An 11481-nucleotide genomic window follows, 5' to 3' on the forward strand; every position below is an offset into this window, starting at 1 on the left:
AATCACCATCTTATTGAAATACTTTCTTAAATTGTTTTCCTATTTCATCTTGTTCTTTCTCAACTGTTTTCCAATCAATATGTAATACCGGAATCTCTTCTACATTCGGTCTATTTTCTGCTTTTATATCTGTTCTGCCTGGTAATAAATACGCTTTAGCAACTTGTTTTTGCACATCATCTGATAATAAATAATCAATAAACTCTTTTGCACCTTCTACATTTTTACTATCCTTCATAATACCTGCTGCACGTGGACTAATAACTGTTCCGCTTTTTGGATACACAATATCAACCGGTTCACCCTTTGCTTTTGCACTGTACGTCATATAATCAACACCAGCAATGACCATGTCTTTCGCACCTGTTACTACTGGATCTAACGCTTCTTGATTTGCCCCTGCTACTGTAACTTCATTTTTCTTAAGCTGTTCAAATAAATTCCAACCATCTTTTCCATTCTTTTTCACATATCCTGTTACAAAGTCTAAAGCTGAACCTGAAAGTGCTGGATCTGGAAGATTCACTTTTCCTTTCCATTCCGCTTTCGTTATATCACTCCAATCTTCCGGCGCTGTCTTCACATTTTTTGTGTTATACACAATTCCTAACGCTGAAGCACTATATCCGAAATAATTTCCTTTATCGTCCGACCATTCAGAACGAAGCTTATCAGCTTGTTTCGCTTCTTTATAAGCTAACGTTTGCCCATCCTTTTTTAATCCTTCCATCGCTGGTAATGATGCAAGTACGACTACATCAACGACTGGATTTTTCTTTTCAGCTTCCATTCTCGCTAAAATCTTACCTGTTGTTCCTTGAAACATTTCTACTTTTATACCTGTTTTCTTTTCAAAGTCCTTTTGAATCTTTTCTGCTAATCCTTTTGGTCCTGCACTATATACAACAATTTTCTTTTCATTCGTATTTTTACTTTTTGCATCTGCATTACCTGTCTTTGAACTACACCCTGTTACTACAGCAGAAAATAATAACGTACATACAAATAAAGACTTAAGCGAACTGAATCTCTTCATACGATTCTCCCCCTATATGATGAATACATTTTTTTGGCACATATAACGATACTGGTTTACCGATGCTTAATTTACTATTGTGATAAGCTGTCCATATTCCAAGTGCACCCATGTTTACTTTCATTTCATACCGTTCTCCTACATATGTAACGTGCTGAATTTCACCTGTATACATTTCGCAAACTTCATTTTTCGTCCAGCTCACATGCTCTGGACGAATCATTTGTTTACCCTCTACAAGCCAATTTGCCTTACCAACAAATTTTGCAACAAATTCATGAGATGGCTTCACATAAATGTCTTCTGGTGTTCCTTTTTGTAATACTTCTCCTTGTTTCATGACAATAATTTGATCTGACATTGACATTGCTTCTGTTTGATCGTGCGTGACATACAATGCCGTTAAACCAATTGAATGAACGATGTCCATAAGCTCTAATCGCATTTCTTCTCGCAAAATTGCATCGAGTGCACTCAGCGGTTCATCAAACAAAATAAAATGCGGTTTTGTTACAATTGCTCGAGCAAATGCGACACGTTGCTGCTGTCCACCAGAGAGTTCATGCGGATATCTTTTCTCCATCCCTTGCAAGCGAACTCTCTTTATTGCATCTTCTACTTTTTCCCGCAATTGATTCGTTTGCTTTGTAGCTCTTAAACCAAATGCAACATTTTCAAACACTGTCATATGCGGCCATAAAGCAAAATCTTGAAATACCATACCGATATTACGTTCATGAGGAGATGTTTTTATTTTTTTTGCAACAGAATACATGCACTTATCCCCAAAATATATTTCACCTTTATCTGGCTCTTCAAGTCCTGCAATCATTCTAAGTAAAGTCGTTTTCCCGCATCCCGAAGGTCCTAAAAGTGTGGTGAATTCGCCTTGTTTCATAACAATTTGTAATGGTTTCAACGCCTGTGTTTTTCCAAAGTTCTTTTCTAATCCATGAATTTTAATATCCATCGTATCACCTCTCTCCCCTTACTCTTAACCTGCTTTCATTCTATATGGAAGATTTATACTGAATGTTAATGTACTGTAAAGATTAAATTAAAAAACTTCTAATAAACTATTTATTTCTATAGATTTTTTCTATAGTTAGAAGAAAAAGGAGCAACTTGCCATGAATCTCTTAAAATTAGAAATTGTAGTGCTTATTAAGAAATATAAAAAACTTACACTTGTTGCAGAAAAACTTGGTGTTAAACAACCTACTATTACATTCCATATAAAAAGCTTAGAAGAGGAACTTGGTGTACCTTTATTTGAGTTACGATCCGGGAGATATTTCTTAACAGAGGCTGGTGAGGCATTGCATCATTATGCTTGTAAAATAGATGCACTTATGAAAGAAGCTAGGCGGGTCACGCAAGAGTTTAAAGATTTTCATAAAGGTGCTATAACAATTGGCGCTAGTTATGTACCAGCGACTTATCTTTTACCAGAAATTATTCACCAATTTCAATGCGAATTTCCAAATATAAAAATAACACTCATGGTAAAAACAGCTCCTGAAATTCGAACGATGCTACAAAATCATGAAATTGACCTCGGGGTAATTTCTGCAGCACCGTTTGATGAATCCCTTTTAAAACAGACGAATGTAATGCCTGATACACTTGTTCTTGCTTTCTCCAAAGAACATCATTTTTCAAAAAAAGAAAATGTATCACTACAAGATATCGAGAGGGAACGTATATTATTGCATCGTAATCCATCTACAACGAGAGATTTACTTACACAATGGACGTTAGCACATAACATTACGTTCCAATCTGAAATTGAATTAGATTCATTAGAAACGATGAAACAAATTTTAAAATACGGTAATGGAATTGCTTTTATTTCTAAACTCGCTATCGAACAAGAAATACAACGACATGAACTATGCTACATACCTATCCCTGGATTTGAATTTCAACGTAACATTTATACGATTCATCATGAGGACAGATGGAATTCTAAAATTATTTCTTTTTTACTACATAGCATCACTTCTTATGCCGCAAAAAATTAAAAGACTGTCGTTATGCACGACAGCCTTTCAAACTATAACTCTATTTATTTTTCTTCGCTTCAACTTTTGCCTGCGCCTCTTCAGCCTTATCTAATGCTTCTGAAACTTTCTTCTCTTTTTCTTTCACGTCATCTATACTATCGACCGCTTTAATGAGTTTATCGATTCCTTCTTCTTCTACTTTTCTCCGCTTTGCCACTCTTTCATTTACTTTCTTTTCCACATCTTTTGCTTTTTGAAGCATATCCTCTGCATTTGATGTCACAGCTTTTTCAAGTGCATCGTCTTTTTTCTTTTGTAATACCTCATTTGCAATATCTTTCGTCTCTAAATACTTACCATCTTTTAATGATGTAGCTCCGCGCTCCAATAACTGAGCGACTTCTTTATATGCCTTCGCTTCATTTCCTGTTTTCTCTTTTTCCGCTTTTTCAAACCACATCGTTGCATCACTATATTTTTCATCTTTCAATGATTGCATACCTGTATCAATATACGTGTCATAATTACTACATCCAGCCATTACGGCTAACAGAAAAAGCATAACAAAACTTAATTTTTTCATGATGTTTTCTCCTTTTCTTTGCCTGCTCACTATACTGTAACATACATGAAAAAGAGTTTCAAAAACTAAAATACTAATTTGGTCATTTTTATAATGATAAGTCAATTTTTTATTATTTTCTTATTTTTAAGCCGACACATCTACTTGTTTTTTCGCCATATGTTGCTTTACTCCAACTAATACAACTAACAATAAACCTCCGCCTATCGTCATCATAACAATGCTAGTTGGCAACATATCTAATAATAATCCATATACAATCATACCGAGTGGTGCGATTGCAGTAGCAATTGTTTCAAGTAGGCCAAACACACGCCCTAAGTAGCTCGGATCTGTCGTTTTTTGCATATGTACTTGCATCGGAATATTTACAATCATAATTGCTATACCCGTTAACATCATAAAAGCAATATAGTAAATAAAACTTGCCCCTTTTGAAATGGTAACTACCAATGGGAAGACTGTACATAAACTTAAACCCGCAAACAAAAACAGCCCAGTATAAATAGAACGAAACGGATTATTCACTTCTTTACGCACCGATAAAGCAATCGCACCCATTAGCATCCCGACTGCTAACATTCCCTCTACAGTACCGAGTTGCTTTGAAGATAGATGCAATGTATGGACAATAATATATGGAAGTGCTACGGTTAGCCCACACGCAAAAAAGTTTACCCACAATGCTATTTTCATTAAACCATATATTTCATGCTGTCGTTTTACATATGAAAATCCTTCTTTTATACTCGTCAAGAAACGCTCTTTACTCTCAGCCACTTCTTTTTTGTATAAATCAAATACAATAAATAATTGCAAAATAACTGCTAAAAAGAACGTAATACTATTTAACAAAAAGAACGACTTAATGGAAAAGAAACCAAATACAACTCCACCAATAATTGGCCCTAAAATATTTGATAAAGAAGCTGCCGTTTGATTTAAAGCACTCGCTTTTTGAATACGCCCCTCATCTACTAAATTAGGAATAGACGAAGTTAATGCAACAGAATAAAAACTTGCACAAATTGATAATAATGCCGCTAAAATATAGATAAAAAGACGTGACGGTCCAAATATAGTAGCAAGAATAAACATAATAAGCATCGTTAAACTACTTAATAAATCAGTGCCAATGACAAGCCATTTTCGATTCACACGATCAGCTACAGCACCTGCAATCGGACCACAGATCATCCTTGGTAGTGATCCGCAAACGAGCGTAATAGCAAACCCCATCCCTGAACCAGTTGTCTTTAATACGTATAACCCCATTGCGAATGTATAAATACCTGCCCCTAATAAAGACGTCATCTTTCCAATCATCATCAAAATAATATTTCTCGTTGCAACTTTCATTCTTGAATCATTTTCTCCTATACTTATATCTCCCATAATGACTTTCTCCCCTTAAAAGTTAAATTGTGTTAAACTTATTATATAATCAACTTTCCAATTTTTACAACAAAAAGTTAAATACAATTTAACTTTTTAATTATAAAGGAGCAATAATATGGCAACTCTCGGTGAAAAAATTAAAGCGTTACGTAAAGAAAAAAAACTTACACAAACAGAACTGGCAGGTTCGGAACTTACAAAAAGTATGCTTAGTCAAATTGAAAATGGAAAAGCTACCCCTTCCATGAAAACATTACAATACATCGCTGAAAAGCTTGAATGTGAAGCGAGTTTTTTATTAGAAGATGATGATGGAGAAATTGTGGAACTCATTACAAAAATGGAGCAACTCATAAAGAAAAACAAATGTGATGAAGTGTACGAGACTTTACTACCTATCGTTCAAAAAGAGCTCCCTTCTACTTTAAATACGGCTCGTATATACAAACAATTCGTAACTGCTGCGGTGATTATGAAAGATTACAACATTGAATCTTACGTAGAAAAAGCTGTTTCTATTTTCGAAAAATATAAGTTATACCGAGACAGTACGGAAACAAAATTAAAATTATCTTTTGCGATATTCACACGTAAAAAGTATGCAGAATGTTTACAACTTATATCTAATATTAGAAATGATTATGAAGAGAAACATTTAGAAATGGATCTTATTATACATATTGATTTATGTTTATATGAAGCCATCATATTACTGGCATGTGGCGATTATGAAAAATGTGAAGAAACGATATTAGAGACACTCACATTTTCAAAAAAACATCAAGTGTATTATAAAACAGATGTATTTTACCGGATTTTATCTTATCAAAAAGTCATTACAGTTGATAAAGAGCGTTATTTATATTACATAAAGAAATCTGAGCAATTTGCCATTTTTACAGAAGATACTCTATCCATTGCGATGACTAATATTTTAAAAGCCTATTACTACAACACGATTACTAATGAATATACAATCGCATTAAAACATCTAGAACAATATCGAGAAAAACTAAAAGATCAGCCCATTTTTCAAGACGACGGATTGTATTATCTTGAAAAAGGAAAATCTTTATACGGATTAAAACGTTACGAAGAAGCTTTAGAAGCATTACAACGTGGCATTATACCGGATTATATGAACCATCCATTGGATCAATCGTGGCTTACAACAGCAGGTGCATATCGTGCACTTTGTTACGTTAAACTGAATGATAAAAAAAGAGCTCTTGAAGAAGCAACAAAAGCAAATGAAATGATACAATCGTATCCGGATTCTATTTTCTCTTCATTTATTAAAGAAACATTACAAATAATACAAAAACTTTAAGAATGTCTCGAAATGGTATATTATTCCTCTTTTTTAGCAAAGATAATAATGATGGGAGGAATATAAATGAATATTCAACGTGCAAAAGAGCTTTCTGTTTCATCTGAACAAGCAAATGTCAGTTTTCAAGGCATGCCTGTTACAATTCAACACGTCGATGAAAACAACGAAACCGCCCGCATATATGAAGTTAAAAATCCAGACCGCGAATTAACGGTCCCCGTTAATAGCTTAGAGGAAATATAAAAAATGCCGCTTCGATTTTGAAGTGGCATTTTTCTTACTTTCATATAAATTCTCTATACCCCCTTGTTTTACAACAACTAAAAAAATAAGAATCTTCTACTTCTTTTCTTTTTTTAACCTGCTAAAATACAAACTATAAATGAATTATTCGCACTATATATTAAGGGGGAAAGATAATGAAATCTGCTTTAGAAAAAAACAATCATTATTATGCAGTTATATTCACTTCTCATTTATCAAATGATACGACAGATTATAGTACCGCCTCTGAAAAAATGGAGGAACTTGCAAAGCAGCAACCTGGATTTTTAGGTGTAGAAAGTGCACGAAATCATTCGGGACTCGGAATCACAATTTCTTATTGGGAATCACTTGCGGCAATTGACAATTGGAAACAGAACGCCTTACATAAAGAAGCGAAAAAAAGAGGTCGTGAGCAATGGTATGAAAACTTCCACCTGCGTATCTGCCTTGTTGAAAAAGAATTTAAGTTTCATAGAGGTACTTTATAACTATGAAGAAAAAATTAGCTCTCGTTATTGTTCATGAAATATATGGTGTGAACGACCATATGCATCACGTTACCCAACACTTCACTTCATCTCATATAGATGTATTCTGTCCTAATCTTCTACAATCGCAACATGCATTTCATTATAGTGATGAAGAAAAAGCATATCAACATTTTGTAAATAATATTGGATTTGATGATGGAAAAGAACAAATTAAAGAATTCATCAATACTCTTTCAAGTAATTATACACATATTGGACTTATCGGATTTAGTGTTGGCGCTACCATCTCCTGGCTATGCAGTAACAATCCGAAAATAGATTTTATTATCGGATGTTACGGTTCCCGTATACGTGACTATATTCATATAAAACCAACATGTGCTACCTTACTTATTTTCCCTGAAAAAGAAGCTAGTTTTTCAGTATCCTCTTTCATTCAATCGTTGCAGCAACAAAAAAATCCTTTATTAGAAATAAAACAACTACACGGTGAACATGGATTTCTAAATCCGTACACAGAAAAATATAACGAGCACTCTACAAAGCAAGCATACAATGTAATAGATGCATTTCTTGTAAAAAACACTTTTATAAAGGAGCTATAAATGACGCTTACATTATTCTTACTTATTTTCATATTCATTGCCTTTTTCTCAGCACTAACTATCATTATTGTAACTATAAAAAAGGGGGAGTTTTCCAACCGCCCCTACTTACAATCTATTATCGTTTTCATTTTTTTCCACAAATTGGATTTTATATTTAACATCTTTTTATACGTTACTTCCCGATAAAGTTAGCGAATTCCTATTCTTGCCCATTTGGTTTCTCCTTTGTATGTTAGGGCTTATCGTTTTCTGGCGCGAATGGAGAAATAATCGTGTGTTCTCGATATGTATCGGTTTTCTTTCCTTTATTAGTTTTTTATTTGGGTTATTGTTGTTACTTCTGTCGGGGATGTAATTGTTGTAAAGAGGATAACATACCTCTTTACAACAACTTTTTTCGTTCCATGGCGAAAGGGATTAGTAAATATAAAGCATAAGCAATAACCATCCAAATGGTAAATGATATAATTTGCTGTGAGGAGAATTGTGAGAATAGATTAGAAGAATTATATAAAATGTAAGTATCTAAAATTAAACCGATTGCTGTACCGCATATACCTAACTTAATAACTGCATATTTTGTAGTATCTAGTTTTTTGTATAACCACATTACAAAGTATAAAGCTATAGCCGTTCCTAATTCAAGAAACGTCAATTGTAGAAAAAATCTATTTGAAGTATATTCTAATAAAACGGAAGAACCAAAAATAATGAAAAATGCTGAAGCAAAAAACCAAACGCCAATCGAAAATAAAATGGTGAGCCAAAGTCTATTATCCACTGACATTACCTCCCTTTTGTAGCACTGTAAGCTTTTCCAAGAGCATATACAAATCACCATATACTTTGTCTGTAGAAAAAGATGGATTGAATAATGCTTGCAATGCCAATCCGTCAATTAATGCATTACATAAAACGCTCCATGTTTCCGTTGAAATTTGAGATGTCATTGTATCTCCTATTTTTTTATTTAACACGCCTTTTAATTTTTGATTTTCATAATGTAACAATCCACCAATTTTATCTTTCATCGCATCATTTTGTAATCCACTTGCTACTAATTGAAAGAACAAATGATGATACATTGAATCTTTCACACATCTACTTTCCGCGGACTTTAAAGCCTTCTCTAACTGTACATCCTTTCCTATTTGTTCCCACGATGCTTTACAAAACGATTCAGTTACTTCAAGTAATAATTGATCCTTCGTTTTAAAATGATAATATACGGTACCTTGTGTAACTTGAGCACTTTCTGCAACTGCTTTTAATGTCAACTTTTCCATCCCTTGCTCTGCAATAATTGCTTTTGCTGCTTCTAATAACTTCTCTTTATTAACAACATTCGGTTTTGCCACTTCTACGACCTCCTTTTAAGTTAGTTGTATAACTAACTTAAAATATACAGAAAAATCAGATAAAATAAAAGGAAGAAAAGCCAACATTCAACTTTTCTTCCTTTTATTTTTACCTTTATCTTTCACTGTCACTGATTCACAAGGTGTATAATATATTTGAGGTGTCGCCTTATCAACAAACATCATAAACGTAATAAAGCCGATAATAAAGAAAATAAACAACGTTAACAAAATTGCTCCTATCGTTAAAAGTATCATAACACCACCCCTATATTTTTCATGTTATTACACTTTTCGCTATTATATGAGTGTAATCCTTTTTAGAAAAAGAAACGTAACAAAATAATCACAATCACTCCCGTTAATACTGTACCTAATAAACTACGAGTATATATTGCAACAAGAAATGTTGGGATTGCTGCGATAAGGTAATCCCACTGCATCGTCTCATGCATAAATAGTACTTGTGCTAAAAGTGCTGCTAATATCGCAATTGGTATGTAATTTAGCCATTTTAAACCCCAGTCTGGAATTTGTAGTTTGCTAAATACGAGTAGAGGTAAAATACGTGGCACGAGTGTGACAGCTCCAGCTGCTAGTAAAAGTAATAGTACGTCTAATCTCATTTCCATTTTTCAATCACAACTCCAATCGTCGCAGCTAGTAATGTTGCGATAATAACCGCTATACTATCTGGCATAAATAAGTGTGAAACGTATGCGATCATAATCGCTACAATTGCAACAGTAAGATGAATTGCTAGTTTCGGTTTACTACTTATGAGCTGAAGTACAAATAATCCGATAAACATTGCTGGTAATGCATAATCCATCCCGTACGTATGTGGATCTGGTATCCACTCACCAAACAGCCCGCCAATAATAGTAGCAAGAATCCAATTTAAATATGCTGTTACATTTAAGCCCATCATCCACCTGTCGCCTACATATCCTTTTTGCGCTGCATGCTGCACTGCAACGCCGAACGTTTCATCTGTAATTTGAGAACCGATAAATACGTTTTTTAATAGCGGAAGTTTCGTAAAGTATGGTGCAAGGGCAGCACTCATTAGAAGGTGGCGTAAATTAACAAAAAAGACGGTGAAAATGATTGCTGAAGCAGGAGCACCGGCTGCATACATACCAGCTAATATAAATTGGGCAGAACCTGCATAAATTAAAGTGGACATAAATGCAATTTCAATGATGGAGAAACCTGCTGTTTTTGCAATTACACCAGCTGCTATACCGATGCTTAAATAACCAAATACAGTTGGTAAACAATCTTTTACTCCTTGCTGAAATGTATCATCGCTCTGCAAAGCTACATGTGCCTGAGCCTTACTCATCCATATCATCCTCCATTCTTTCCATCGTTCTTTTTCCTGTTACGACATGAACTAAATCTATATTTTCACGCCACAACGTATCTAACTTATCAGCCCCAAATTCCTTCGTAATTTCTTCGACCATAATATCGTGCCGCACATACTCTGTAGCAACGAGCACTAAAGCTGGGTCATACGTTGTTACGGCCCATGAGGTACTATCATTTGAAAAGTTCGCAATTAATACTTCCTCTCCATCACGAGCAATAACAGTTAAATGACCACCCATTCTCTTTTCAACAACGTGGGGCGTCATATAATTATGGTGAAACGTCGCGCCTATTTTTGTATTTGGAGCGCCAAATAAGATTGAAAATATATGTACACCTTCCTCTTCCTTTTGACGAATATATGGCTCAATTTTATGCACTTGATCTTCCCATACAGAAATCCATAACTCGTCCTTTGCCCTATTAATTATATTGCATATTTCTTTTACAACACGATCATTGGAGCGAATATGCGAAATTACATCTATTTGTCTCTCTTGTTCTAAACAATTTAATTTCCGGTCTAAAAATTCAAAGGACTTTTCAAAATCTTTTCGCATTCGATCCATTAGCTCCGTAGCTGGTACTGGTACATATTTCACTGGTTCAGTAGGAACGATATGCACTGCTCCTTTATCCATCAATTTACCGAGCACTTCATAAATCATCGAACGAGGTACTCCTGTCTGTTTACTCACTTCATACCCAGTTACTGGGGAATGTTTTAATAATCCAATATACGCTTTACATTCGTACTGGGAAAAACCTAACTTTTGTAATTCCTTTATTATTTCATCCAACGGTAATCCCTCACATTCTATATAACTCTCATCTCAAAACGATACATATATATTAGTAGTTATTAGTATACCTACTAATATAAAAAAACAGACCTACAAAGTCAATTGATAATTCTGAAATTTAATCCAAAAATAAAAAGCCTTTCATCTGAACTGCACCCCAATTGTTAGACACAGTCTAACAATTGGAGGTGCAGTTTTTTGTATGACAAAATTTACGAAGG

Annotated in this window: 15 protein-coding genes and 1 pseudogene; 6 read left to right on the forward strand and 10 right to left on the reverse strand. The window is 34.2% G+C overall.

The genetic code is table 11. From position 1 onward, the window contains the following. Positions 1 to 10 precede the first annotated feature (10 nt). Entirely contained in the window at positions 11 to 1036 is a 1026-nt protein-coding gene (locus tag JDS99_RS25785; RefSeq protein ID WP_199695960.1) for an ABC transporter substrate-binding protein, read from the reverse strand. Then, on the reverse strand, positions 1014 to 2006 hold the full coding sequence (locus tag JDS99_RS25790; RefSeq protein ID WP_199695961.1) for an ABC transporter ATP-binding protein: 993 nt from the start codon (positions 2004 to 2006) through the stop codon (positions 1014 to 1016). The genes JDS99_RS25785 and JDS99_RS25790 overlap by 23 nt, the downstream gene beginning before the upstream one ends. A 160-nt stretch (positions 2007 to 2166) precedes the next feature. Between JDS99_RS25790 and JDS99_RS25795 the strand changes: the two genes are divergently transcribed. After that, on the forward strand, positions 2167 to 3060 hold the full coding sequence (locus JDS99_RS25795) for a LysR family transcriptional regulator (RefSeq protein ID WP_088062928.1): 894 nt from the start codon (positions 2167 to 2169) through the stop codon (positions 3058 to 3060). Between the two features lie 40 nt (positions 3061 to 3100). Here JDS99_RS25795 and JDS99_RS25800 read toward each other — a convergent pair whose 3' ends face one another. Both JDS99_RS25800 and JDS99_RS25805 read right to left on the reverse strand, forming a co-directional pair. Further along, a complete protein-coding gene (locus JDS99_RS25800; protein WP_199695962.1) occupies positions 3101 to 3625 on the reverse strand; it encodes a COG3014 family protein in 525 nt (174 codons plus the stop codon). Positions 3626 to 3751: 126 nt separating this feature from the next. Next, entirely contained in the window at positions 3752 to 5020 is a 1269-nt protein-coding gene (locus JDS99_RS25805) for an MFS transporter (protein WP_199695963.1), read from the reverse strand. Positions 5021 to 5138: 118 nt separating this feature from the next. Here JDS99_RS25805 and JDS99_RS25810 point away from each other — a divergent pair, with 118 nt between their 5' ends. From JDS99_RS25810 to JDS99_RS25830, 5 genes and pseudogenes are all read left to right on the forward strand, one after another. Next, positions 5139 to 6353, forward strand: a complete 1215-nt coding sequence (locus tag JDS99_RS25810; RefSeq protein ID WP_088062925.1) for a helix-turn-helix domain-containing protein — start codon at positions 5139 to 5141, stop codon at positions 6351 to 6353. Positions 6354 to 6419: 66 nt separating this feature from the next. Continuing rightward, positions 6420 to 6599: an H-type small acid-soluble spore protein gene (locus JDS99_RS25815; RefSeq protein WP_097889319.1), complete on the forward strand. Its 180-nt coding sequence runs from the start codon at positions 6420 to 6422 to the stop codon at positions 6597 to 6599. Positions 6600 to 6775: 176 nt separating this feature from the next. Then, positions 6776 to 7111 carry an antibiotic biosynthesis monooxygenase family protein gene (locus JDS99_RS25820; RefSeq protein ID WP_097889318.1) on the forward strand — a complete coding sequence of 112 codons (336 nt, stop codon included), beginning with the start codon at positions 6776 to 6778 and terminating at the stop codon, positions 7109 to 7111. Between the two features lie 2 nt (positions 7112 to 7113). Next, on the forward strand, positions 7114 to 7719 hold the full coding sequence (locus JDS99_RS25825; protein ID WP_097889317.1) for a dienelactone hydrolase family protein: 606 nt from the start codon (positions 7114 to 7116) through the stop codon (positions 7717 to 7719). Continuing rightward, positions 7720 to 8077 (forward strand): annotated as a pseudogene (locus tag JDS99_RS25830) (hypothetical protein). It abuts the gene before it with no gap. Positions 8078 to 8104: 27 nt separating this feature from the next. Here JDS99_RS25830 and JDS99_RS25835 read toward each other — a convergent pair. From JDS99_RS25835 to JDS99_RS25860, 6 genes are all read right to left on the reverse strand, one after another. Further along, positions 8105 to 8503, reverse strand: a complete 399-nt coding sequence (locus JDS99_RS25835) for a DUF5367 family protein (RefSeq protein ID WP_141555527.1) — start codon at positions 8501 to 8503, stop codon at positions 8105 to 8107. Then, positions 8496 to 9080, reverse strand: a complete 585-nt coding sequence (locus JDS99_RS25840) for a TetR/AcrR family transcriptional regulator (protein ID WP_097889314.1) — start codon at positions 9078 to 9080, stop codon at positions 8496 to 8498. The genes JDS99_RS25835 and JDS99_RS25840 overlap by 8 nt, the downstream gene beginning before the upstream one ends. 87 nt (positions 9081 to 9167) lie before the next feature. Continuing rightward, positions 9168 to 9338: a DUF3951 domain-containing protein gene (locus tag JDS99_RS25845; RefSeq protein ID WP_060489754.1), complete on the reverse strand. Its 171-nt coding sequence runs from the start codon at positions 9336 to 9338 to the stop codon at positions 9168 to 9170. 62 nt (positions 9339 to 9400) lie between these two features. Next, the gene (locus JDS99_RS25850; RefSeq protein ID WP_000425942.1) at positions 9401 to 9712 is read right to left on the reverse strand and encodes an AzlD domain-containing protein; all 312 of its coding nucleotides are present in this window, start codon (positions 9710 to 9712) and stop codon (positions 9401 to 9403) included. After that, a complete protein-coding gene (locus JDS99_RS25855) occupies positions 9703 to 10428 on the reverse strand; it encodes an AzlC family ABC transporter permease (protein WP_075310279.1) in 726 nt (241 codons plus the stop codon). Before JDS99_RS25855 ends, JDS99_RS25850 begins: the two co-directional genes overlap by 10 nt. After that, a complete protein-coding gene (locus tag JDS99_RS25860) occupies positions 10421 to 11257 on the reverse strand; it encodes a TrmB family transcriptional regulator (RefSeq protein ID WP_199695964.1) in 837 nt (278 codons plus the stop codon). The genes JDS99_RS25855 and JDS99_RS25860 overlap by 8 nt, the downstream gene beginning before the upstream one ends. Between the last annotated feature and the right edge of the window lie 224 nt (positions 11258 to 11481).

The sequence above is a fragment of the Bacillus cereus group sp. N6 genome (assembly GCF_016483705.1).
GTDB lineage: Bacteria > Bacillota > Bacilli > Bacillales > Bacillaceae_G > Bacillus_A > Bacillus_A wiedmannii.

Coding starts and splice junctions, on each gene's coding strand:
- JDS99_RS25790 (WP_199695961.1), bottom strand. CDS start 2,006: ATGGATATTAAAATTCATGGATTAGAAAAGAACTTTGGAAAAACACAG.
- JDS99_RS25820 (WP_097889318.1), top strand. CDS start 6,776: ATGAAATCTGCTTTAGAAAAAAACAATCATTATTATGCAGTTATATTC.
- JDS99_RS25815 (WP_097889319.1), top strand. CDS start 6,420: ATGAATATTCAACGTGCAAAAGAGCTTTCTGTTTCATCTGAACAAGCA.
- JDS99_RS25785 (WP_199695960.1), bottom strand. CDS start 1,036: ATGAAGAGATTCAGTTCGCTTAAGTCTTTATTTGTATGTACGTTATTA.
- JDS99_RS25800 (WP_199695962.1), bottom strand. CDS start 3,625: ATGAAAAAATTAAGTTTTGTTATGCTTTTTCTGTTAGCCGTAATGGCT.
- JDS99_RS25805 (WP_199695963.1), bottom strand. CDS start 5,020: ATGGGAGATATAAGTATAGGAGAAAATGATTCAAGAATGAAAGTTGCA.
- JDS99_RS25795 (WP_088062928.1), top strand. CDS start 2,167: ATGAATCTCTTAAAATTAGAAATTGTAGTGCTTATTAAGAAATATAAA.
- JDS99_RS25845 (WP_060489754.1), bottom strand. CDS start 9,338: ATGATACTTTTAACGATAGGAGCAATTTTGTTAACGTTGTTTATTTTC.
- JDS99_RS25855 (WP_075310279.1), bottom strand. CDS start 10,428: ATGAGTAAGGCTCAGGCACATGTAGCTTTGCAGAGCGATGATACATTT.
- JDS99_RS25810 (WP_088062925.1), top strand. CDS start 5,139: ATGGCAACTCTCGGTGAAAAAATTAAAGCGTTACGTAAAGAAAAAAAA.
- JDS99_RS25850 (WP_000425942.1), bottom strand. CDS start 9,712: ATGGAAATGAGATTAGACGTACTATTACTTTTACTAGCAGCTGGAGCT.
- JDS99_RS25825 (WP_097889317.1), top strand. CDS start 7,114: ATGAAGAAAAAATTAGCTCTCGTTATTGTTCATGAAATATATGGTGTG.